This window comes from Curtobacterium sp. YR515 (assembly GCF_900113095.1).
GTDB lineage: Bacteria > Actinomycetota > Actinomycetes > Actinomycetales > Microbacteriaceae > Curtobacterium.
Map to the genome: position 1 here is coordinate 725128 of NZ_FOOD01000001.1, position 23685 is coordinate 748812.

Consider the following 23685-nt stretch of genomic DNA (forward strand, 5'->3'; position numbering starts at 1 on the left):
CCACCGCCGGGCCGGGGCTGCGAGGCGGGGGCGATCCGTGCCTCCTGGACCGTTCGCGGGTCAGGACTCGGCGAGCCGCTGCCGCTGCTCGGCCACGTCGAAGTCCGCTGCGGGCCAGGTGAGCTGCATGTCCTCGAGCGTGCGGAGCAGGAGCTGCTGCACGGCGAGCCGGGCGTACCACTTGCGGTTCGCCGGGATGACGTACCAGGGGTTCGTGGCGGTCGAGGTGCGGTCGAACACCGTCTGGTACGCGGCCTGGTAGTCGTCCCAGAGCAGGCGCTCGTCGATGTCGCCGGGGTTGAACTTCCAGTGCTTGTCGGGTCGGTCGAGGCGCTCACCGAGTCGTTCGCGCTGCTCGTCCTTCGAGATGTGGAGCATGACCTTGACGAGGCTCGTGCCCGACGCGGCGAGCTCGTCCTCGAAGTCGACGATGGCTCCGTAGCGGCGCTCGATCTCCTCCGGCGGGGCGAACGCGCGGACCTTCTGGATGAGGACGTCCTCGTAGTGGGAGCGGTCGAAGACGCCGAGCTGGCCGGCGCCCGGGAGCTGTCGCTCGATGCGCCAGAGGAAGTCGTGCTCGCGTTCCTCGGCGTTCGGCGCCTTGAACCCCGCGTAGTGCACGCCGTTCGGGTCCACCGCGCCGACGACGTGCGAGACGATCCCGCCCTTGCCCGCGGTGTCCATCGCCTGGAGTACGAGGAGCACACGGCGCTGGTCACCGGCGGTCGAGGCTGCCCAGAGTCGCTCCTGCAGCGCGGACAGTCGGGAGGCCCCGGCGGCGAGCGCCTCGAGCCCGTCGATCTTCCGCCCCGGGAAGCCCGGGGTGCCGTCGGGGTCGACCCGGTCGAGGCGGAACCCCTCCTCGACGCGGAGCAGTGGTTCGGGGTCGGCGTTCCAGGCCTTGCGACGGCTCACGGGTCCTCCTGCGGGGTCGTCACCATCCTGGCACCGCCGGGCGGGTTCGTCCGGCGGTGGTCCTCGGGGCGGGTCGGCTCCTCCCGTGGATGGACGACGGCGTGCGGGGACCGGGTTACCGTTGATCCGATGAGGTCAGGCCGTCGCACGCTGCTCGCGCTCGTCGCCGCGGTCGTGGCGCTCGGCGCGGTCGCGTCGTGCAGCACGGACCCGGTCGGTGACGAGAACCGCACGGTGACCGCCGGACCCGTCATCTACCCCCTGTCGCTCCGGTACCACGGCATCGACGTCGTCGCCGACGTGCCGTACGGGTCGGACGCGCTGCAGCGGCTCGACGTGTGCCTGCCGGCGGACAGTGCGCCGGACACCACGAGGACCCCGACGCCGACGCCGGGCGGGACGGCTTCCGCGACGGCGGACGATGTCGGGGCCGACGCGGCCGGGGGCGGGAGTACGAGTGGTGCCGGGGCTTCTGGGACTTCCGGGGCCGGCGTCGCCGCTGCGGGGGCCGGGGCAGCCGCCGACGGGACCGGTGCCGGCGACGCCGCCCTCGCCGAGGCGGCCAGCGGCGCGCGTCCCGCCGTCCTGATGATCCACGGCGGGAGCTGGTCCCACGGCGACAAGGCCACCGCCGCGTACCGATCGGTGTGCAAGTACCTGGCCTCCGAGGGCTTCGTCACCTTCAACGTCGACTACCGGCTCGCCCCGACGGACCCGTTCCCGGCCGGGCTGGACGACGTCCGACGGGCACTCGACTGGGTGTTCCGTCCGACGACGCTGTCCACCTACGACGTCGACAGCAAGCGGGTCGGGGTGTTCGGGGGCAGCGCCGGTGGGAACCTCGCGGCGATGCTCGCCGTGACGGACCACGACTCGACCGCCTACGCCGAAGGCGACCGGATCCGGGCCGTCGTCGACCTGAGCGGCCCCACGAACCTGACGACCCGTTCGACCGAGGCCGACGGCGTCTCAGCCGCGTTCCAGCGGAAGCAGTTGCTGTACCTCGGTTGCCGGACCTACTCGGACTGTCCGGCCGCGACCCGGGCGTCGCCGGAGTACCACGTGACCTCGGACACGGCGCCGTTCTTCATCGGCCACTCCACCGACGAGTTCATCCCGCTGTGGGAGTCGCAGGAGTTCGCGGCGACGCTCCGACGACATGACGTGCCGGTGACGTTCGTCGCGGTCGAGGGGTCGGCGCACTCCATCGCGCAGCTCGACGAGGCGATGAGCAAGCGCGTGGCGAGCTTCCTGCGGGAGCACCTGGACTGAGGCGCGGTCGGGGCCGCGCGTGGCTGGTGGCCGCCGCGGCCCCGAGTCTCGGTTCGGCGGACGTTCCTCGGGCGGTGCGGACGCGAAAGTGTCCGCGGGGCCGAGACTCGGGCACCGGCACCGGCACCGGACGCACGTGCCCCGGCCGGGTGGCACCCGGAGTCGGGACTGCCGCTCGGCGCCCGCGCACCGCAGACTTCGGGGGTGACCGACACCTCGATGCGCCCTGCACACGCGACTGCCTCCCGCTGGGAGCGCCACTCCTCGCTGCAGACGTTCGCCGAGCTCCTGCTCGGTCTGTCGTTCACCGCCGCGGTCGCCTTCGGCGGGTACGCGGCCGTGACGGGACGGATGACCGTGCTGTCGCAGGGCGCCGGCGTGGTGTTCCTCGTGACGCTGACGTGCGTCCTCGTGTCGTGGTTCCGTGCCGTCGAGCGCGAGGAGGCACCCGTGGCGGCGCCGGCTGCCTCCGTCGTCGACCCGATCTCGGCGATCGACGCGGAGTACCGCCGCTAGTCCTCCCCCGCCGCGGCCCCACGCGCAGCGGCATCCCCTGCAGTGGCCTCCCCCGCCGCGGCCTCGCGCGCCGCCCGCCGGTCGGCCCGCCGCTCGAAGAGCCCCTCGACGAGGGCGTACAGCGACGGCAGCACCACGAGGGTGAGCAGCGTCGACGACACCAGCCCGCCGATGACCACGAGCGCGAGCGGCTGCGAGATGAACCCGGACCGGCCGGTCAGCCCGACGGCCATCGGGAGCAGCGCGAAGATCGTCGCCAGGGCGGTCATCAGGATCGGCCGGAGTCGTCTGGTCGCACCCTCGATCAGGGCATCGTGCACGCGGAGCCCCCGGCGCCGGTACTGGTTGACGAGGTCGATGAGGACGATCGCGTTCGTCACCACGATGCCGACGAGCATGAGCAGGCCGATCAGTGACGCCACACCGAGCGGGATCCCCGTCACGATCTGCAGGAGCAGCGCGCCGGTGACCGCGAACGGCACCGACACGAGCAGCAGCAGCGGCTGCCGCAGGCTCCGGAACGTCGCGACCATGATCACGTAGACGATCAGGACCGCGACGAGCATGGCCAACAGGAGCTGGCTGAACGCCGACGACTGGCTCGAGGCGACACCGCCGATCTCGGCGGATGCGCCACGCGGCAGGTCGAGGCCGTCGACGGCCGCCGTCACGTTCTGCACGGCGGCGCCGAGGTTCGTCGAGTCCGGGGTCACCGTGATCGTGGCCGTCCGGACGGCGTTCGACGTCGTGATGGACGTCGGCCCCTCGGACTGCTCGACGGTCGCCAGGTCGGACAGCGGCACCGACCCGGTCGAGGTGGGGATGGACAGCGACCGCAGTGCTGCGACGGTCGTCGGGGGCTCGGGGTCGGCGATGTACACGTCGAGCGTCGCGTCGTCGATCTCGATCGTGCCGGTGTCGCGGGGCGAGACCGCCGCGGCGACGATCCCGCCGACCTGCGTCTCGGTCAGCCCGCGCTCGGCGGCCGCCTGCCGGTCGACCCGGACGGCGAGGTACGGCTCGGACGCCGACAGGTTGCTCGTCGCGCCGGTCGTGCCGTCGACCTTCCGCATCTCGCGCAGCACCGACGCCGCCGCGGTCCGGAGCTCTGCCTGGGTCGGCGCGGTGACGTCCACCTCGATGTCGCTCGAGCCGCCGAAGCCGCCACCGGCCGACGAGAGGCTGACCTCGCCGACGCCGTCGATCCGGTCGATGCGGTCGCGCGCGGTGGACTGGATGGCGGTCTGGTCGTCGCCGGCGTCCGTCGTGACGTTGTACTGCACGGAGGCCGACGCCCCGCCTCCGAAGGCCGCCTGGATCGACTGCCCGCTCGTCCCGATGGTGGTCTGCACGGTCTGCACACCCTGGACACCGCGGAGCACGCGCTCCACCTCCTGCGCCGCGTCGGACTGCTCGTCGAGGCTCGTCCCCGGCTCGAGGTCCTGCGTGACGGTGAAGGTGTTCTGCCCGGAGTCGCCGAGGTAGTTCGTCTTGACGAACGGCACGGCGGCCGCGGTGCCGCCGAGCACGAGGACCGCCAGGACCACCACGAGCGCCGGCCGACCGATGGCCCATCGCAGCACGGGCTGGTACCCGCGCCGGAGCCGGTCGGACGTGCCGGCGTCGTGCAGGTCCTCGGCGGACGACAGCGCGGCGGTCGCAGCGGACCCGTCGGCAGCAGCGCCACCGGCTCCACGGGCGGCGGCGCCACCCGCGGCGGCAGCGCCACCAGCGACGGTGCCACCGGCGGCGGGCGTCCGGAGGAACCAGTACGCGAGCACCGGGACGATCGTCAGCGACACCAGCAGCGAGGCCACGAGCGCCATCGTCACGGTCAGGGCGAACGGCCGGAACAGCTCGCCGACGAGCTCCGCGACGAACGCGACCGGCAGGAAGACGGCGACGGTGGTGAGGGTCGACGCGGTGACGGCGCCGGCCACCTCGCGGACGGCGTCGAGCACCGCCCGGGTCCGGTCCACCCCGGGTTGCAGGTGCCGCTTGATGTTCTCGATGACCACGATCGAGTCGTCCACCACGCGCCCGATCGCGATGGTGAGCGCGGCGAGCGTGATGACGTTCAGCGTGTACCCGGTCGCCCGCATGCCGATCGCGGCGAGGAGCACCGAGGTCGGGATCGAGATCGCGGTGACGATCGTCGACCGCACCGAGAGCAGGAACAGCAGGATCACGACGACGGCGAACCCGAGGCCGAGGAGCCCCTCTTCGGCGAGGGAGTCGATGGACTGCTGGATGTAGGGCGCCTGGTCGAACACGACGGTGAACCGGGGGTCGCCGGCGACCTTCGCCTCGATGCCGGGGAGGGCGTCGCGGACCGTCTTCGAGACGTCGACGGTGTTCGCTTCCTGCGTCTTGGTGATCGCGATGGTCAGTGCCGTCTCGCCGTTCACGCGGCTGATCGAGGTGCGCGGCGACTCCTCGATCGCGACCTTCGCCACGTCGCCGATGGTGGTCGGCGTCGTCGCGGCGGTCCCGGCACCGGCGGTCGCACTGGAGGCGCCGCTCGCTCCCGCCGCACCGCCAGCCGCCGTCCCACTGGTCGCGTCCACGGCCCCGGTCGAGCCCGCCCCGCCGGTCGCGCCTGCCCCGGCGTCCGCCGCACCGCCGGACGAGGAGCTGCCGGAGGATCCCGCCCCGGACGACGACCCGCCGCTCGACGACGCGGTCAACGGCAGCCCCTCGATGTCCTTGATCGAGGCGATCCGCTCCCCCGTCTGCACCGACAGCGTCGTGCCGTCCTGGGTGATCGTGCCACCGGGGACGAGCGTCCCGTTGTCGTCGAGTGCGTCCGCGATGGACTGGGTGCTCAGACCCCGCGACGCGAGCTCGTCGATGTCCGGGGTGATCACGACGCGGCGCCCCGGGTTGCCGAAGACGTCGGCCTGCCGGACGCCGTCGAGCTTCTCGATGTCGGGGATCGCCGTGGCGTTCAGCCGGTCGACCAGCTGTTCCTGGTCGCCCTTCCCCGTGACGGCGAGCTGCAGCACGGGCAGGTCGTCGAAGGACCCGGTGACGATCTGCGTCTGCACGGTGTCCGGGAGCGACAGGGCGTTCACCGCGGTCTGGATCTTGTCCTCGGCGCTGGCGAGGTTCGATCCGTAGTCGAACGACGCCGAGACGACGCTCTGCCCGGTCGACGACGTCGCGGTGGTCGACTCGAGGTTCGGCACGACCTGGATCGCCTGCTCGATCTTCGTCGACACGTCGTTCGACACGACCTCGGGCGTGGCACCGGGGTACGCGCTGACGATGGCGACCTGCGGGAACTGGACGCTGGGGATGAGCTCCTGCTTGAGGCTCGTCAGCGCGATGCCGCCGAACACCGCGACGACGACGGTGACGAGCGCGATGAGCGCCCGGTTGCGGAGGCTGAAGACCGAGAGGAGGTGCACACCCTGATCCTTGCAGGGCGTCCCTCGACGCGCTCAGCCGCCGAGGAGCAGGTACGCGCCGAGCACGCCCACGGTCCCGAGCACGCCGGTCGCGAGCGCCACGATCCGGCCGAGCGGGGTCCGTGCCGTCACGACCGCCACGACGAGCACCGCCAGACCGACGACGATCTCGACCACCCAGGTCACCGGCCCAGTGGTGTCCGCGACCTGCAGCAGGGCCCGGACGCCCTCGCCGACGAGCACGGCGGCGGTCGCCCCGAGCGCTGCCCCGCGCCACCCGACGTCCCGGGACCGGAGTGCCACCGCGACCGCACCCGCGAGCACCCCGGCGGGGATGCCCATCAGGACCCAGAAGTTCGTGATCGACAGCACGTCCGGGTAGCCACGCAGGTTCGTCGCCGCCCAGTACCCCACGTGCATGAGCTCGAGGAGCACGACGCCGAGCACCATCGCGACCGGTGACGCCCAGCGCCCCGACCGCACACCGGCGAGCAGGCACAGCGCAGCCGCGACGACGAACCAGGGTCCGGCGGAGTTCGCGACGGAGGAGAGTCCGGGCACCGCCTGCCCGAACGAGGTCAGCACCCCGGCGAGCAGTGCCCCCGTGAGCGCCATCGAGACCCGGGCGGCGGCGGGCACCGCGTGGGTCGGAGCGGGCGCCGGACGGGCCGTCGTGCCGGCGTGCATGGTCGTCTCCATGGGACCAGGATCCCGGTGGCCGGGCGTCGCACGCATCACTCCGCAGAGCCAGATCGCACGAGGGGCGTCACCCCGGAGGATGACACTGCCGAGCGAGGAGGGCGCGTCACACCACCGCGGCGAGCGACCCCCGCACGCCGGCGGCGTCGCCACCGATCCGCGCCCACGACCGTTCGAGCACGTCGACGAGCCGCACCCGGTCGGCCGGGGACATCGTGAACGGCACCCGCAGGAACCGCTCGAACCCACCGTCCGGGCCGAAGACCCCGCCGGACGCGAGCACGACGCCCTCGGCGCGCGCGGCGAGCACCAGCGCGCTCGACACCGGGCGCCCGAGCCCGACCCACGTCGTCAACCCGCCCGCCGGCGACGGCACGTCCCACTCCGGGAGCCGCGCGCGCAACGCACCCACGACGTCGTCGCGACCCTGGCGCAGGTACTCGCGCCGCGCCTCCAGGACCGCCGCCGTCCGCGGGACGAGCTCCCGCGCGACCAACTGGTCGAGCACGGGCGTGCCGAGGTCGCCCGTCGGCCGGGCGAGGAGCAGCCGCTGCAGGAGCGCCGGTGCGGCGCGGATCCAACCGATCCGCAGGCCGCCCCAGAACACCTTGTCGGCCGACCCGATCATCACGACCGATGCCCCGGACGGGTCGGCCGCTGCCAGCGGCAGGGACGGCGAGCCCTCGATCCGCAGCTCGCCCATGGTCTCGTCCGCGATGACCGTCGTCCCGGTCGACGCAGCGACGGACAGCAGGAGCTCCCGGGTGGACGCGGACATCGTCGCTCCGGTGGGGTTGTGCAGCTCCGGCATGACGTAGGCGACCGCCGGCGCCGTACGGCGCATCGTGGTCTCGAGCGCTGTGGCGTCCCACCCGGTCCGTGCGTCGACGGGCACGCCGACGAGTCTACCGCCGACCTCGCGGAAGGCCTCGTGCGCGTGCGGGTAGGTCGGGGATTCGACGAGGACGGCGTCGCCCCGGCGGACGAGCACCCGGGCGAGCAGGGCGATCGCGTGCTGCGCCCCGATCGTCACGACGACCTGGGACGGGTCGGTGGGCAGGCCGCGTTCGGTGTACCGCTCGGCGATCGCCGCGCGCAGCCCGGGGTCCCCGACGGTGTCGTACCCGATGCCGGCGAGCGCCGCGGGCACGTGCCGCACCGCGCGCTCGACCGCCTCGGCGATCCCGGGAGCCGCGTGCAGTGCGGCCTTGCGGAGGTCGAGCAGGTCGTCGTCGACGACACCGCCGAGCCGTTCCGGGTCCGGTCGGCCGATCAGCCCGGCCGGGAGCCGGACCACGCTGCCGGACCCCCGGAGCGACACCACGAAGCCGTCGGACCGGAGCCTCGAGTACGCGTTCGCGACGGTGGTGCGCGAGACGCCCAGCGCGGTGGCGAGGCCGCGCTCGGCGGGCAGCCGCACGCCCTGCGGGATCCGGCCGTCGATGACGAGCACGCGCAGCGCGTCGGACAGCGCCTCGTACGCGGGGGCGTCGGTACCGGCGCGCCAGTCGGTGAGGAGGAGCGCTGCGGATCGGGCACTGAGCAGGACCGGGGTCATGGATCCACGGTAGCGGAATTGGCTCTCGACCCGCAGTCCAATCTCCACGACGATCGAGCCATGCCCCGCTCGACCGCCCTCACGCTCCGCTTCGTCCAGCTCTTCGTGGGCCTGTTCCTCTACGGCGCCTCGACGGCACTGCAGGTGCGTGCGGTCGTCGGGGTCTCGTCGTGGACGGTCCTCACGGAGGGGCTCGAGAACGTGGTGCCGTGGTCCTTCGGCGTCATCACCGTGGTGTCGAGCGGCGTCATCCTGCTGTTCTGGATCCCGCTCCGCCAGAAGCCGGGCATCGGGACGCTGCTCAACGCCCTGGCGATCGGACCGAGCGCCGACCTCGTGCTCTGGCTCGTCCCGACGCCGTCGGAACTCGTCGGCCGGGTCCTCCTGTTCGTCGCCGGGCTGGTGCTCCTGGCGGTCGCCACCGCGTTCTACATCGGCGCCGGCTTCGGCACGGGCGCTCGTGACGGCCTGATGGTCGGCCTGCACGAGCGCCTCGGCTGGCCGGTGTGGGTGGCGCGGACCGTCATCGAGGTCTCGGTCGTGATCGTCGGCTGGTTCCTCGGCGGCGACGTCGGAGCCGGCACCGTGGTCGCGGCGTTCGCGATCGGTCCGATGGTGCAGCCGCTCATGCCGGTCTTCCGCCGGTTCCCGTGGAGCCCGGAACGGACGCGTGCCGCCACACCGGTCCAGGAGGCGCGGGTCGCCGCCGCCTCGGAGGTCGCCTAGAGCCCTTGCGTGCGTCCAGGTCGCGATATAACGTGTCTGCCACAGACGCGATACATCGCGAGTTCGAGGAGGCAACATGGCCCAGGAGAAGTGGCTCGTCGAGGAGCCGAAGGTGATCGACACCGGGATCGTCCGCCGCTTGCGCGTGGGACTCGCCGGAGGACAGGTGGACGTCGTCGCGCACGACGAGCCGACCGCCCGCGTCGAGGTGCACAGCGTGTCCGGCAAGCCGATGAAGATCGAGCTCGACGGCGACACGCTCACGATCGACCACCCGCAGGTCCGGTGGGACGACCCGATCGGCTTCCTGAAGTCGTTCCGCGGCAAGGCCCACGCCGACGTCAGCGTCCTCGTGCCCCGCGACGCCATCGTCACCCTCGGCGTCGTCTCGGCCGGGGCCCTGCTGTCCGGCACGAACCGCGGCGCCACGCTCAACACGGTGTCCGGCGACCTCGTCGTCGACGACGTCGCGGGTGACGTCACCGTGAACGCGGTGTCCGGCACGACGACCATCCGCGAGCTCGACGGTGCACTGACGGTCCACACCGTGTCCGGCGACGTCGTGGCGACCGGGGCGATCCCGCGGTTCTCGGCCGACGGGGTGAGCGCCGACGTGGTGCTCGACCTGCACGGCACCCCCGACCAGGCCCGCGTCAACACGGTGTCCGGTGCGGTGAGCGTCCGACTCGAGGACGGCGTGCCCTACCAGTGCACCGTCAGCACCGCCTCGGGCAAGCTGCAGTTCGACGACTCGGAGATCCGCGGCGTGCGGGGGTCCTACGTCAAGCAGGGCGGCGAGCTGTCCGGGCAGTGGCTCGACCTCAAGGTGAACTCGGTGTCCGGCGACATCGCGGTCCTGCACGCCCCACCCGTCGCGGAGCCGACGGCACCGACGGAACCGACGACACCGCCCGCGCCGGCTGCACCGACCACGCCCGCGGCCCCGGTGAACGACGGCGAGGTGCCCGAATGAGCCCCGTCTTCGCGCACGGCCACCTGCGCCTCTACCTGCTCGTGCTGCTGGCGGACCACCCGATGCACGGGTACGAGGTCATCCAGGCCCTCGGCGACCGCTTCGGCGGCACCTACGTCCCGAGCGCCGGCACCGTGTACCCGCGGCTCGCCAAGCTCGAGGAAGAGGGACTCGTCACGAAGTCCGCCGACGGCCGGAAGACCGTCTACGCCATCACCGACGCAGGCCGTGCCGAGCTCGACGCCCGTGCCGACGAGATCGCCGCGGTCGAGAACGGCGTCAACGACTCGGTGAAGTCCCTGGCCGACGGCGTCCGCGCCTCGGTGGGGGAGGCGATGCGGTCGCTCCGCGCCGACCTCGCGGCGAGCGCGCAGGCACCGCGGGGCCGGACCGCCGACGAGCCCGTGGACGTCACGTCCGAGGGCGCCCGCGCCCTGCGCGAGGTCGAGATGGTCCTGTCGTCGTTCCGGCAGCAGGTCCGCGCGGACCTCCGCCGTCGGGCGACTCGCGGCACGCTCGGTGCGGACACGGTCACGCGTCTGCGCGACGGCCTGGAGGCGCTGCGCAAGTCCCTCTGACGACCGGCGGCCGACAGACGGTGACGACCCGCGCCTCCAGGCAGTCCGCCAGGAGGCGCGGGTCGTCCGTCACAGACCGCGGTCGGCCAGGGCGTGCATCGCGTCCCGCAGGGCGCGGGCGGCACCCGCGCCCGCCCACTCGTATGCGTGCGTGAACCGTTCGTCCTGCACGTACATGTCACCGAGCGTGCGGAACCGGTCGGCGGTGAGCTCGGCCGGGGGCGTCGCCTCGGCGAGCCAGGCGAACTGGCGCCGCGCGAGGGCCGTGCCGGCCTCCGATGCCGGACCCGCGCCCGACGCGGCGAGCGCTGCGGCGTCCTGCGCGATCGCCCGCTGTTCCGCCTGGAAGGCCTCCTTCGCGGCGGGGTCCTTCGACTCCCACCAGCGTGCGCCTCGGTCCCAGGCCGCGGGCCCCCAGCGTTCCTCGACCTCCTGCCGGAAGCGGGTCTGGTCGAACCCGTCGAACGTGTCGGTGGCGTTCATGTCCTGTCCTTCCTCGATCCTCGTGATGGTGGTCCGCACGGCCGCGAGCTGCCGCGCGAGCCGGTCGCGCTCGCGTTCGAGCCACGCGACGTGCGCCGTGAGGGCCGTGACGTCGTCCTGCTCGCCGTCGAGGACCCGGCCGACGTCGGCCAGCCCGAGTCCGAGCCCGCGCAGCAGGAGGATCCGTTGCAACCGGACCAGCGCGCGGTCGTCGTAGCGTCGGAGCCCGCCCTCGCCGACCGCGGTCGCGGGCAGCAGGCCGATCGCGTCGTAGTGCCGGAGCGTGCGGCTCGACACACCGGCGGAACGCGCCACGTCGGCGATGCCGTGCGGTGCTTTCGCAGCTGCGGCTGCTGTGTCTGTCGAATCCCTCATGCAGGCCACGGTAGAGGTTGACGCAGCGTCAACCGCAAGGGGTTTCCGGGGTGCGCCCGACCCGAACCGGCACGGACGGGGAATACCACCGGGGTCGGCCGTGTTGACTCGCGCCCGGAAATGAGTAGGTTTGCCGCTCGTGACGAACGAGATCCGGTCGTTGAAAGCGCGACTGATCGGGGATCCCCTCCCCTCCGAGAAGCTCGAGGGACAGCTCCTCCCGAAGCACCTGGCACTGCCGATCTTCGCGAGTGACCCGCTGTCCTCCGTGGCGTACGCGCCGCAGGAACTCCTCATGATCCTGCTGCTCGGTGGGATGGCTTTCCTGACGTTCGCCCCGTGGGTCGCCGCCCTCGTCGTGCTGCTGCTCGTCGTGGTCGTCGCGTCCTACCGACAGCTCATCAAGGCGTACCCGTCCGGCGGCGGCGACTACGAGGTGGCACACCGGAACCTCGGCGAGAGGGCGGGGCTCGTCGTGGCCTCCGCGCTGCTCGTCGACTACGTCATGACGGTGGCGGTCTCGGTCGCGTCCGGCGTGGACAACATCATCTCCGCGCTCCCGTTCCTCAACGAGTTCCGGGTCGAACTGGCCCTGGTGTTCGTCGTGCTCCTCGCCGCCGCGAACCTCCGGGGTGTCCGCGAGTCGAGCAAGGCCTTCGCCGTGCCGACCTACCTCTTCGTGGCGAGCGTCTTCGTGATGGTCGTCGTCGGGCTCGTCCGGGCCGCGGTCGGCAACGCCCCGGTCGCGGAGTCCGCCGCCTACACCGTGCAGAACGTCGAGCACACGACGCAGGCCGCGTTCATCCTGCTGCTCCTCCGCGCGTTCGCGTCCGGCTGTTCGGCGCTGACCGGTGTCGAAGCGATCGCGAACGGCGTGCAGGCGTTCCGCCGCCCGAAGATCAAGAACGCGCAGATGACCCTCGTGTTCATGGGGTCGATCGCGATCGTGCTGTTCGTCGGTCTCATCACGCTCGCCCTCATCTCCCGCGTGCACTACGCCGAGAGCGCGTGCGACCTGCAGGGCTTCGCGCAGTGCGCCACGACGCCGCAGCGTTCCCTGATCGCGCAGATCGCGGCCGCGACGTTCGGCGACAACACGGTCCTCTTCTTCGTGATCCAGGCGACCACCGCCGCGGTGCTGCTGCTCGCCGCCAACACGGCGTTCAACGGCTTCCCGCTGCTCGGGTCGATCCTCGCCCGGGACTCGTACGCCCCGAAGGCCCTGTCGACCCGCGGCGACCGGCTCATCTACTCGAACGGCGTGATCGTGCTCGCCCTCGTCGCGGCGGCGCTGCTGATCGTGTACCGGGCGAACGTCACGAGCCTCATCCAGCTCTACATCATCGGTGTGTTCGTGTCGTTCACGCTCGGGCAGACCGGGATGATCGTGCACTGGACGCGGCTGCTGCGGGCGGACCGGGCGGGCACCGCGGACGGTCCGGTCAACCGTGGGCAGGTCATGCGCTCCCGCGCCATCAACGCCACCGGCGCGACCTTCACGTTCGTCGTCCTCGTCATCGTCACGATCACGAAGTTCACGCACGGCGCCTGGCTCGTGTTCCTGATCATGCCGATCCTGTTCGTGCTCATGCTCGGCGTGAACCGGTACTACCGCGACGTCTCGCACGAGATCGAGGCCGACGAGGAGACCCGGTTCGGCGCGACCGGCGACCACGCGATCGTCCTGGTGAACAAGCTGCAGAAGCCCGTGCTCAAGGCCCTCGACTACGCGATCGCCGCGAAGCACGCGAGCTTCGAGGCCCTCCACGTCGCGATCGACGACGCCGATGCGGCCCGGCTCCGGGCGCAGTGGGAGGAGTACGGCATCGAGGTCCCTCTGACCATCGTGCCGAGCCCCTACCGCGACATCTCGATGCCGCTCATCAAGTACATCAAGGCGCACCGGATGGAGCACGGCTCCGAGGTCGTGACCGTCTACACGCCGGTCTTCATCGTCGGGCACTGGTGGGAGACCTTCCTCCACAACCACCGCGGTCGCCGCATCCGGAAGAAGCTGCTGCTCGTGCACGGCGTGACCGTCGCGCTGGTGCCCTGGCTGCTCGACTCCTCCGAACTCCTGTACGGCCGGCGTTCCCGCCCGCTCCCCGGTCAGGAGCGCCGCGGCGAGCCGATCCGCCCCGCACTCCGCCGCTCCCCGCACGGCGTCGTCCAGCACGACGCCGAGGACGACCGACTGCTCCGGTCGGCCCAGCGGAACAGCCTGCAGCCGCGCCGCGCGACCCGTCCGGCCGGTCCCGCCGAGGGCGTCGACCCGACCCAGTGCACCGGTGAGATGCACGTCCTCGTCCCGTCGCCTCCACGCGGCGACGGTCGCTCGTCGTAGCATCTGTCGTCATGACGATCTCCGACCTGCGCACGTTCGCCACGTTCGACGGGCACGGCGGCAAGGTCTCGAAGCGCGTCGAGGTGCTCGACCACGAGCCGACGCCCGGCGGCCCGCACGAGGGACTCGTCGCCGTCCGCGGCCCGCACCCCCTCGGTGCGCTCGACGAGCAGGCGGCCGAGGACTCGACGCACCGCATCGGCTGGGTCGACCCGGCGACGCTCCGCGACTGGTACCGCCCGGACCGCGTGGTGGTCTCCCGGATCGAGGCGCGTCGGTCCGGCATCGAGCCCGGCACGTACGCGGATTCGCGCGGTCGCGGTCGGGTCCGGATCGACGGCCTGGAGGCGCGGCTCGCCCCCGACGGTCGGCCCGCCTTCCGCGCACTGGCGGGTTCCGCGGACGCCCCGGTCGTCGACGTGCCGCTCCCCACCGACCAGGCGGTGCGGCTCGTGGCGGTGCGCGCGGTCGACGAGGGCCTCGAGATCGTGACCACCCCGGTGTCGCCGTTCCTGTCGCCCGGTCGGTACCCGGCCTTCGGCGACGACGTCGTGGGGCTGCCGCCGCGCTCGGGCACCGGGCACGTCCTGGTCCGCGCTGCCGTCCTGATCGACGGCACCCTGCACGAGGTCGAGCGGATCGACGAGCGTGCCGCGACGCTCTGGATCCGCCGCGAGGACCGGTCGGTCCCGATCGCGGTGAGCTCGGTCGGTCCGGACCTGGTGCGGTACACCGCGGTCGCGGACTGACCGCGGGCGCTGCCGCGGGTGGGCGCTCCCGCGGGCGTGGGCGCTGCCGCGGGCGTGGGCGCCGCGTGTCCGGGGGACGCCACGGTGGGGTTTCCGGTCGGGGGTGCGGCGTAGCGTCCACGCCATGAGTGACGCAGACCCGATCGACGACCGCACCGACCAGCCCGAGACCCTCGGCGGCGCCCGCCCCGACCCCAGCACCGACGCCAGCAAGGACCCCGAGCAGTGGGTCACCGGTGACGAGCCCATGACCGGGCCGCAGCGCAGCTACCTCGACACCCTCGCCCGCGAGGCCGGCGAGGAACTCCCGGCCGACCTCACCAAGGCCGAGGCCTCGGAGCACATCGACCGCCTGCAGCAGCAGACCGGACGCGGCGCCGATTCCTGAACGCGGGTCCGCGCTTCTGCGGACCCGGGCCTGGGCATGTTCTGGTGATGTCCGGGAAGTCCCCCGGACGGGGGTGGATGATGACGCGTCACCGGTTAGCTTCGACGGCATGCGAACGACATCGACCTCCATCGGCCTGACCGCGCTCCGCATCGTCCTCGGCGTGGTGTTCATCGCCCACGGCGCCCAGAAGTTCGCGCAGGGGATCGGCTCCGTGTCCCAGGGTTTCTCCGGCATGGGCGTCCCCCTCGCCGAGGTCGCGGCGCCCCTCGTCGCCGGGCTCGAACTCGTCGGCGGGGTGTTCCTCGTGCTCGGCGTCGCGACCCGGATCGTGGGCGTGCTGCTCGCGGTCGACATGGTCGTGGCCGGCCTGCTCGCGCACGCGTCCGCGGGGTTCTACTCGCAGGACGGCGGGTTCGAGTACGTCCTCGTGCTCGCGGTGGCGTCCCTCGCGGTGGCGCTGACCGGGCCGGGGCGGTTCTCGCTCGACGCGGTGTTCCTGCTGGCGTCGCGCCGGCGTCGTGGCGTCGAGGAGCCCCTGCCCGCCTGACGCCCCCGCCAGTGTGCGAGGTTCCGCGCTCCGTGGGACGGCCTCCGCCCCGCACCGGGCGCGGAACCTCGCACGGTGCGTCGGCGAGGTCGCACCGTGCGAGGTCAGTCGGACCCGACCGCCGGCGCCGACCCCGCATCGTCACCCGCGAGCACGTCCATCACCTGCCGGGCGATCCGCCGCCCGGCACGGTTCGCCCCGATGGTCGACGCCTGCGGCCCGTACCCCGCGAGGAACAACCGCGGCTGGTCCACCGACCGACCGTCCTCGACCACGATGCCGCCGGCCGCGGTCCGCAGGTGCAGCGGCGCGAGGTGCCGCAGGTCCGCACGGAACCCGGTCGCCCAGATCACGGCGTCGGCGTGCACGTGCTCACCGTCTGCCGTGACCACACCGGTCTCGTCGAGCCGGGTGAACATCGGCGAGTCCCGCAGCACACCCCGCTCGAGCCCGGCACGGATCCGGCGCGACACGGGGACACCGGTGCCGGAGACGATGCTCGGCAGGGTCTCCCCCGCCCTGGCGGCCCGGTCCTGCTCGTCGACCGCCGCCACCGCGGACTCGAGGTCGAGCGCCGCCGACTCCGACCACACCACCGGCCGCCGGGTGAACCACCGGGTCCGCGCGGCGACGCCGTCGAGCTCGAGCAGGAACCCGATCGCGCTGGTGCCACCGCCGACGACCACCACGTCCTTACCGGCGAACTCCGCCGCACTCCGGTACTCCGTCGTGTCCAGCTGCCGACCGCCGAAGGCATCGCGACCCGGGTACCACGGGACGAACGGCGTGCCCCACGTCCCGGAGGCGTTCACGACGACCTCGGCGCCGATCCGGCTCGTGCGCCCGTCGGCGGTCCGGACGGTGACGCACAGACCTCCGGACGCTCCGGGGCTGTCCCCGATGCGCGACACGGACGACACCGAGACCGGGCGACGGACCCGCAGGTCGTAGTGCTGCTCGAAGCGCCGGTAGTACTCGCCGACGACGTCCCGCGCCGGTCGCGACCGGTCGGCGTCGTCGAACCGGAGGCCCATCGCGTTCATCCCAGGCAGGTCGTGCACGCGGTGCGCGGCTCCGAGGCGGAGGGCCTCCCACCGGAACTGCCAGGCGCCACCCGTGCTCGGCGCCCGGTCGAGCAGCACCAGATCGCTCCCCGGCGTCAGGCCGAGCCGGCGGAGGTGGTATCCCACCGAGAGGCCGGCCTGACCCGCCCCGATCACCACGACCCGGGCGTGCTGTTCGGCCGAGGCCTGCGCGTCGTCTGTCATCACTTCGATTCTGCTGTGGGCGGGGCCGTCGCGGCGACGTCCAGATCGGGGTACATGGTAGAGTGATCGGCAGATTTCAAACCACGAAACCGTTCGGTTCCCCGGGTGACTCCTCTCCCGCCAGGACCGGACCAGAGCCGATCACGAGGGGGTCACGCATGGGGCGCGGCCGTCAGAAGGCGAAGCACACCAAGGTCGCCCGGGAACTGAAGTACTTCAGCCCGGAGACGAACTACGGTGCGCTCGAACGAGAGCTCTCCGCCGGGCAACACTCGGACGAGAACTCCTACGTCGACCGCTGGGCAGACCAATACGGTGATGACCAGCTCGAAGAAGACGACGAGTTCGAACCGCAGCAGGACCAGAACAAGTCCGCCTGACCCAGGCTCGATGACGACGCCGCGCACCCTCCGGGGCAGCGCGGCGTTTCGTCGTGCGTGCCGCTCGGTGCCGCCAGCCGCCCGCGTCTGACGTCGGCCGGGGCCCCGCGGACCCGGAACGACATCCTCGACGTCGTACGACAGCGACGATGTCGCACCCGCGCGCCTGCAACGTCCCGCGCACGCAACGAACGACCACCCCGAGGTCGCACGACAGCGACGATGTCGCACCCGCGCACCCGCAACGACCCGCGCACGCAACGAACGACAAAGCCGACGTCGTACGACAGCGACGATGTCGCACCCGCGCACCCGCAACGACCCGCGCTCGCAACGAACGACCAACCCGAGGTCGCACGACCTGCCGCGCCCGTTCCGCCCCGGTCGCACGAACTGCCGCCCGGAAGGAGTCCGGACGGCAGTTCGTGCGACCTCGAGCCCGCGGCGCGCGCGGCGCGCGCGGCGCCGGCGCTCAGCCCGCGTACGCCCCCACGAGCCGCACCGCGCCGCCGTCGACGCCCTTCGCGCCCTGCTCGAACCCGTCGAGGTCACGCGCCGAGGTCGAGATCATCCCGACCGCCCACGACGGCAGCCCGGCGGCCCCGAGCGACGCGATGACGTCCGACGCCGCAGCGGCCGAGACCACCGCGAACATGCCGATGCCGAGGTTCCAGGTGCCCTCGGTGTCCTCGATGGGAGTGCCCGCCATCGACGCGAGCACACGGAAGACGGGGAGCGGCTCCCACGTGGAGCGATCGACCTCGACCCAGGACCCGACGGGCAGCACGCGCGCCAGGTTCGCTGCGATGCCACCACCCGTGACGTGTGACAGCGAGTGCACGGCGCCCGGGTGCTGCTCGATGAGCGACAGCAGCGGCGACGTGTAGAGGCGCGTCGGCTCGAGCAGGGCTTCCCCGACGAGGCCGCCGAGCTCCGGCAACGAGTCGGTGTAGCCGACGCCGCGCGACGACAGGATGTGCCGCACGAGCGAGTACCCGTTGGAGTGCAGCCCGGAGGACTCGATCGCCACGACGACGTCACCGTCCTGCACGAGGTGCGCGCCGAGCTGCGACCCGGCCTCGACCGCGCCGACCGCGGCACCGGCCACGTCGTAGTCGTCCGGCCCGAGCAGCCCGGGGTGCTCCGCCGTCTCGCCCCCGACCAGCGCAGTGCCGGTCTCCGAGCAGCCGCGGGCGATGCCGGCGACGATGTCCGCGATGCGCCCGGGGACGACCCGGCCGCAGGCGATGTAGTCCGTCATGAAGAGCGGCTTGGCGCCGACCACGACGATGTCGTCGACGACCATGCCGACGAGGTCCTGCCCGATCGTGTCGTGCTTGTCGATCGCCTGCGCGATGGCGACCTTCGTCCCGACGCCGTCGGTGGAGGTCGCGAGCAGCGGCCGTGAGAAGTCCTTCAGGAACGAGACGTCGTAGAGCCCGGCGAAGCCACCGACGCCGCCCATGACCGACGGGGTGTGGGTGGCCGCGACTGCGGACTTCATGAGTTCGACGGCCAGGTCACCGGCGGCGGTGTCCACTCCGGCTTCGGCGTACGGGTTGGGCATGCTGAGTCCTTCGCGGTGACATGGCAGACTTGTTCGGTACCCCCCGATTCTACGGTCTGGAGCACACCCGCGAATGTGCGGCATCGTCGGCCTCGTTGCACAGGGCCCCGCCAACCAATCCATCTACGACGCACTGCTCCTCCTGCAACACCGGGGACAGGACTCGACGGGCATTGCCACGGTCGAGGGTCACATCCACCACATGCACAAGACCCGCGGTCACGTGCGGGAGTCCTTCCGCACCCGTGACATGCGCGCCCTGCTGGGCACCATGGGCCTCGGGCACGTCCGGTACGCCACCAAGGGTGCCGCCAGCAACGAGGAAGAGGCCCAGCCGTTCTACGTGAACGCGCCCTACGGCATCGTCCTCGTGCACAACGGCAACCTGACGAACACGCGGGAACTCACCCGTGAGCTGTTCGACATCGACCGGCGGCACCTCAACACGAGTTCCGACACCGAGCTGCTGGTGAACGTGCTCGCGCACGAGCTCCAGGGCCAGGTGCGCGGCAAGGACCTCGACCCCGGGCAGGTCTTCGACGCCGTCGAGCGCGTGCACGAGCGGGTCGAGGGCTCCTACGCCGCCATCGCGACCATCGCCGGGCACGGGCTGCTGGCGTTCCGCGACCCGTTCGGCATCCGCCCGCTGATCCTCGGGCACAAGTTCGACGAGGCCGGCAAGCCGGAGTGGGTCGTCGCCTCCGAGTCCCTCGTGCTCGAGTCCGGCGGCTACGAGATCGTCCGCGACGTCGCCCCCGGTGAAGCGATCTTCATCGAGATGAACGGCCAGATGCACGCCCGTCAGTGCGCGAAGAACCCGCGCCTGGTGCCGTGCTCGTTCGAGTACGTCTACCTCGCCCGTCCCGACTCCGTCATGAACGGCATCTCGGTGTACGACGCCCGCCTCCGGCTGGGCAACCGCCTGGCGGACACGATCGCGCAGTACGCCCCCACGGGTGACATCGACGTGGTCATGCCGATCCCGGACTCGAGCCGCCCGGCCGCGATGCAGGTCGCGCAGAAGCTCGGCATCGAGTACCGCGAGGGCTTCTACAAGAACCGCTACGTCGGCCGCACGTTCATCATGCCGGGGCAGGCGGAGCGCAAGCGGTCGGTGCGCCAGAAGCTCAACGCGATGTCGTCCGAGTTCAAGGGCAAGAACATCCTCATCGTCGACGACTCGATCGTGCGCGGCACCACGAGCCGCGAGATCGTCGAGATGGCCCGCGCCGCCGGGGCAAACGAGGTCACGTTCACGAGCGCCGCTCCCCCGGTCCGGTACCCGCACGTCTACGGCATCAACATGCCGACCCGCGCGGAGCTCATCGCCCACGACCGGAAGATCCCGGAGATCAACAAGGTGCTCGGCAGCGACCACCTGATCTACCAGGAGATCGGCGACATGCGCGACGCGATCATCGAGGGCTCCGACGTCACGGACCTCGAGATGAGCTGCTTCACGGGCGAGTACGTCACGGGCACGGTCAGCCCGGAGTACCTGTCCTGGGTCGAGGCCAACCAGCTCAGCTGAGCGACGGTCGCGGACGCGACCCAGCAACGGACGGGAGGCGCGGTGCCAGCTGGCACCGCGCCTCCCGTCCGTTCGTCCGGTCGCGTCTACCGCGCCTGGTCGCCGTGGTCCTCGATCTCGCCGTCCACCGTCTCAGGCGGCAGCTCGACCTCGACGCGCTCCGCCGTCAGGCGAGCCGCACGGCGCGAGAACACGCGGTCCAGGACGACGGCGACGACCGCGCCGACGAAGGCGCCGATCGTGACGCCCCACAGGCTGAAGTACCCCACCAGGCTGCCGAAGCTCGCGGTCTCCTGCGTGTCCCCGCGGTCGATGTCCATGGTGAGCGACACCACGATGAGCGTCGCGATGAAGCCGAGCACCGCACCGCCCACGATGAAGACGCCGAACTTCGGGGCGCGACGGATCGTCACCTCGTCGGAGGAGGAGACGGCGTTCGGCGCCGGAGCCGGTCGTTCGTCGGGTCGATCGGTGTTGCTCACGGTCCCATTGTCCCCCACTGTGGGACGTGCTCCGGTCTGTGCGGCCAGGTCGATCCGGGAGAGGATGGTCCCTACCGATCGGTATCCACGGGGAGGAGGTACGGCAGATGCGCGAACGGACCACTCGTGGTTCCCGGATCCCGGCGCGGATCGGCTGGCCGATCCTCCAGCGTCGCGAGGAGGACCGAGCCGTCTCGGTCGTCGCCGAGCACCGGTGGAGCGTCGCACTCGTCGGGGCTCCCGGTCTCGGCAAGAGCTCGGCGGCGGTGCGGGTCACCGACCGCGTCTCCGGGCGGGACACCTCCGGTCGGACCCTCGTCGTGCCGATCACCGCCGTCGCCGCCAGCCGCTCGATGCCGTTCGGCGCGGTGGCCGAGCGCTTCGGGGAGCTTCCCGGGTCGCTCGCCGAGCTCGTCGGTGCCGGCGGTGCCGAGCAGCGCCTCCGTGAGAGCGAGGAGCTCACCGACCGTGACGTCCTCCTGCGCGTCGACGACGCCGACCACCTCGACGCAATCTCGGCGCGGTACGTGGCGTGGCTCGTCCGTGAGCAGGGCGCCCGTCTCGTGCTGACGTGCCGCGACTTCACCGCGCTCCCCGAGCCCCTGCGCGCCCTGTGGCAGGACGACCTGTTGGAGCGCATCGACCTCGAACCGCTCGACCTGCACGAGACCTCGTCGCTCATCGCCGAGGCGCTCGGTGCCCAGCTCGAGACGGCGTCGGCGGAGCGGGTGCACCGCGCCACCGCCGGCAACCCGCTCTACATCCGCGAGGTCGTCCGGTCCGCACTCGCCTCCGGTGCCCTCGACCAGACCGCGACGGGCTGGTACTGGCGGGGCCGGGTGACGGCGTCGAACAGCCTCGCCGACATGTACCGGACCGAGCTCGGCTCGCTGCCGGAGGACCTCCGCGACGTGGTCGACATCGTCGCCCTCGCGGACCCGATCCCCCTCGCGCGGCTGATCGGGCTCGTCAGCGGCGGGGACGTCGACCGGGTGGTGGCGCTCGGCCTCGTCCGGATCGACTCGCTCGAGGACGGCGCCGCGGTCGTCCGTCCGTCGCACCCGCTCGTCGGCGAGGTCGTCCGGGCACTCGTCCCGGTCGCCCGGCGCACGGCGCTGTTCGCCCGCGCCAACGCGTTCCGCACCGACCGACCCGAGGGCGCCCCGCCGGCGGCCCGGCTCCGTGCCGCGCTGTGGTCGCTGGAGTGCGGTGTACTGCCCCCGGTCGACCAGCTGCTCGACGCCGCCCAGGTCGCCGTCCGGCTGCAGGAGCACGAGAGCGGCATCGCCCTCGCCTCGGCGGCCCTGCGCACCACGCTCAGCCCGAGCGAACGGGTCGCCGCGCACTGCCTGCGGTCGCTCGCGCACTCGTACAGCACCGGTCGCGAGGCCGGTCGCGCCGATGCCGAGGCTGCCTGGGCCGTGGTGTGCTCGGCCCCGACCGAGGTCGACGACCACGCCGTGATCGAGGCGTGCGAGACCCTCGCGAACATCCGGCAGTTCCACGACGACGACGTCCTCGCCGCGGTGGCCCTCACCGACGTCGCCGCACGGTTCGTCTCCGGCGACGCCGTCGAACGGCTCCGGCTGCTGCGGCTCGCCCACCTCGGGTGGGGCGGCAGCTTCGACGAGGTCCGCGCCGAACTCGAGCGCTCGGGCATCGTGCACGCGGCGACGGTGCCGTTCGCCTTCCTCTGCCTGGCGCCGTGCGCGGTGATGGCCCTCGCGACCGGAGGGCGGTTGGACGAGGCGGCGGCGTTCGGCCGGGCCTGCCTGGCGACCGCGGTCGAGCACCTCGAGGACGCCCCCTGGAGCGTCGGCGAGATCGTCTCCGTGCTGCACCAGCTGCAGGTCTGGCGGGGCGACATCGCCGACCTCATCACCGAGGTCCCGGTCCGCCGGTCCAGTCCCTACCTGAAGTACGACTTCACGCTCGAGCTCATCGGCGAGGGCAACCTCGCGCTCGGCCAGCGGCGCTGGGACGACGCCATCGCCGCGTTCTCCGCCGCCTGCGAGCGGTACGACGTGGCGGACCACGGCGGGTTCGCGGCCTACCCGTGGGCACGGCTCGCGATGTCGTACGCCTACGCCGGCCGCGCCGAGGACGCGTCCGCAGCGCTCGAACGCGCCCGGTCGACGCCGCTCCGGGCGATGCGGATCATCGGCGAGCAGATCGCGGTGACGATCGCGTGGACCGAGGCCGTGCTCGGCAACCCGGCGGGCCTGCGGCACGCGGACGACATCATCGAGCGCGGGACGGCGAGCGGGTCCTGGACGCACGTCATGTACGCGCAGACGCTGCACTACACGAACGACATGCTGAACGGGCGGGACTCCGCCGCGTCCCTCGAGCGGATGCGCGACGCTGCCACCCGGGTCGACGGACCGCTCGCGGGAGCCATCGTCGAGTACGCCGAGGCGATCCGCGCCGACGAGCGGACCCGGATCATCGCGGCCCAGGGCGTGCTCGCGTCGCACGGGATGGCGGTGTCGGCCGGACGGGTGAAGCCACCGCTGACCAACCGCGAGTACGAGGTCGCGGAGCTCGCCGCACAGGGCATGAGCAACCGCCGCATCGCCGAGGTGCTCGGGCTCAGCGTGCGCACGATCGACGCCCATCTGTCACGGGTCTTCACGAAGTGGGACCTGCACGCGCGCACGGAGCTCGCCGAGCTGCTCTGATCGGCGAGTCGTCCGGGCGCAACCGCGCCTCCGGAAGCCGCAGGTTCGTTGCGGAATGCAGCACGACTCGCCGGAACGGTTGACAGGATGTACGGAATGTCGCGTACCTTTGACCCTGTCGCCGGGTTCGGACCCGTTCGGGTCGGGTCCGAATCCCGGCGACTTCCACGGTATTCGCCGGGTCGGTGACGTCACATCAGTAGGTACTACCTAATTCGGTGAGGCCGTCTAAGTACTTGC

General features: G+C 72.1%; 20 protein-coding genes. 12 read left to right on the plus strand and 8 right to left on the minus strand.

The features are described 5' to 3' along the window. Positions 1-60 precede the first annotated feature (60 nt). Positions 61-915, minus strand: coding sequence for a PPK2 family polyphosphate kinase (locus BM028_RS03430; RefSeq protein ID WP_092384548.1), 855 nt, complete (start codon positions 913-915; stop codon positions 61-63). A gap of 129 nt (positions 916-1044) precedes the next feature. Here BM028_RS03430 and BM028_RS03435 point away from each other — a divergent pair, with 129 nt between their 5' ends. Both BM028_RS03435 and BM028_RS03440 read left to right on the plus strand, forming a co-directional pair. Next, a complete protein-coding gene (locus BM028_RS03435) occupies positions 1045-2187 on the plus strand; it encodes an alpha/beta hydrolase (RefSeq protein WP_092384550.1) in 1143 nt (380 codons plus the stop codon). Positions 2188-2391: 204 nt separating this feature from the next. Continuing rightward, entirely contained in the window at positions 2392-2703 is a 312-nt protein-coding gene (locus BM028_RS03440; protein WP_139199463.1) for a hypothetical protein, read from the plus strand. Here BM028_RS03440 and BM028_RS03445 read toward each other — a convergent pair. From BM028_RS03445 to yczR, 3 genes are all read right to left on the minus strand, one after another. Next, positions 2700-6113: an efflux RND transporter permease subunit gene (locus BM028_RS03445; RefSeq protein WP_092384552.1), complete on the minus strand. Its 3414-nt coding sequence runs from the start codon at positions 6111-6113 to the stop codon at positions 2700-2702. The genes BM028_RS03440 and BM028_RS03445 overlap by 4 nt on opposite strands. Before the next feature lie 33 nt (positions 6114-6146). Next, complete coding sequence (locus BM028_RS03450) at positions 6147-6812, minus strand: DUF6518 family protein (protein ID WP_092384554.1); 666 nt, start codon at positions 6810-6812, stop codon at positions 6147-6149. A gap of 106 nt (positions 6813-6918) precedes the next feature. Beyond that, complete coding sequence (gene yczR / locus BM028_RS03455; protein ID WP_092384556.1) at positions 6919-8370, minus strand: MocR-like transcription factor YczR; 1452 nt, start codon at positions 8368-8370, stop codon at positions 6919-6921. Between the two features lie 60 nt (positions 8371-8430). On the opposite strand from yczR, the gene yczE reads away from it, so the two are divergent. From yczE to BM028_RS03470, 3 genes are all read left to right on the plus strand, one after another. Beyond that, positions 8431-9096, plus strand: coding sequence for a membrane protein YczE (gene yczE, locus BM028_RS03460; protein ID WP_092384558.1), 666 nt, complete (start codon positions 8431-8433; stop codon positions 9094-9096). Between the two features lie 76 nt (positions 9097-9172). Further along, positions 9173-10069 carry a DUF4097 family beta strand repeat-containing protein gene (locus BM028_RS03465; protein ID WP_092384560.1) on the plus strand — a complete coding sequence of 299 codons (897 nt, stop codon included), beginning with the start codon at positions 9173-9175 and terminating at the stop codon, positions 10067-10069. Then, positions 10066-10647, plus strand: a complete 582-nt coding sequence (locus tag BM028_RS03470) for a PadR family transcriptional regulator (protein WP_092384562.1) — start codon at positions 10066-10068, stop codon at positions 10645-10647. The genes BM028_RS03465 and BM028_RS03470 overlap by 4 nt, the downstream gene beginning before the upstream one ends. Before the next feature lie 69 nt (positions 10648-10716). On the opposite strand, the gene BM028_RS03475 is transcribed toward BM028_RS03470, so the two are convergent. Further along, on the minus strand, positions 10717-11505 hold the full coding sequence (locus BM028_RS03475; protein ID WP_092384564.1) for a MerR family transcriptional regulator: 789 nt from the start codon (positions 11503-11505) through the stop codon (positions 10717-10719). A gap of 130 nt (positions 11506-11635) precedes the next feature. Here BM028_RS03475 and BM028_RS03480 point away from each other — a divergent pair, with 130 nt between their 5' ends. From BM028_RS03480 to BM028_RS03495, 4 genes are all read left to right on the plus strand, one after another. Next, positions 11636-13849 (plus strand): APC family permease, encoded by a 2214-nt coding sequence (locus tag BM028_RS03480; RefSeq protein ID WP_092384566.1) that lies wholly within the window; start codon positions 11636-11638, stop codon positions 13847-13849. 11 nt (positions 13850-13860) lie between these two features. Further along, positions 13861-14598 (plus strand): hypothetical protein, encoded by a 738-nt coding sequence (locus BM028_RS03485; protein ID WP_092384568.1) that lies wholly within the window; start codon positions 13861-13863, stop codon positions 14596-14598. A 124-nt stretch (positions 14599-14722) separates the two neighbouring features. After that, a complete protein-coding gene (locus BM028_RS03490) occupies positions 14723-14986 on the plus strand; it encodes a DUF3072 domain-containing protein (protein ID WP_070416997.1) in 264 nt (87 codons plus the stop codon). 109 nt (positions 14987-15095) lie between these two features. Then, positions 15096-15536, plus strand: coding sequence for a DoxX family protein (locus BM028_RS03495; RefSeq protein ID WP_092384570.1), 441 nt, complete (start codon positions 15096-15098; stop codon positions 15534-15536). A 104-nt stretch (positions 15537-15640) separates the two neighbouring features. On the opposite strand, the gene BM028_RS03500 is transcribed toward BM028_RS03495, so the two are convergent. Then, on the minus strand, positions 15641-16804 hold the full coding sequence (locus BM028_RS03500) for an NAD(P)-binding domain-containing protein (RefSeq protein WP_092384572.1): 1164 nt from the start codon (positions 16802-16804) through the stop codon (positions 15641-15643). Positions 16805-16962: 158 nt separating this feature from the next. On the opposite strand from BM028_RS03500, the gene BM028_RS03505 reads away from it, so the two are divergent. Next, on the plus strand, positions 16963-17184 hold the full coding sequence (locus BM028_RS03505; protein ID WP_070417000.1) for a DUF3073 domain-containing protein: 222 nt from the start codon (positions 16963-16965) through the stop codon (positions 17182-17184). Between the two features lie 472 nt (positions 17185-17656). Here BM028_RS03505 and purM read toward each other — a convergent pair whose 3' ends face one another. Then, the gene (gene purM, locus BM028_RS03510) at positions 17657-18751 is read right to left on the minus strand and encodes a phosphoribosylformylglycinamidine cyclo-ligase (RefSeq protein ID WP_092384574.1); all 1095 of its coding nucleotides are present in this window, start codon (positions 18749-18751) and stop codon (positions 17657-17659) included. 73 nt (positions 18752-18824) lie between these two features. Between purM and purF the strand changes: the two genes are divergently transcribed. Further along, positions 18825-20282 carry an amidophosphoribosyltransferase gene (gene purF, locus BM028_RS03515; RefSeq protein WP_071294476.1) on the plus strand — a complete coding sequence of 486 codons (1458 nt, stop codon included), beginning with the start codon at positions 18825-18827 and terminating at the stop codon, positions 20280-20282. 86 nt (positions 20283-20368) lie between these two features. On the opposite strand, the gene BM028_RS03520 is transcribed toward purF, so the two are convergent. Further along, a complete protein-coding gene (locus BM028_RS03520; RefSeq protein ID WP_083295078.1) occupies positions 20369-20764 on the minus strand; it encodes a hypothetical protein in 396 nt (131 codons plus the stop codon). Positions 20765-20871: 107 nt separating this feature from the next. On the opposite strand from BM028_RS03520, the gene BM028_RS03525 reads away from it, so the two are divergent. Then, on the plus strand, positions 20872-23445 hold the full coding sequence (locus BM028_RS03525; protein WP_092384576.1) for a helix-turn-helix transcriptional regulator: 2574 nt from the start codon (positions 20872-20874) through the stop codon (positions 23443-23445). Positions 23446-23685: the final 240 nt, after the last annotated feature.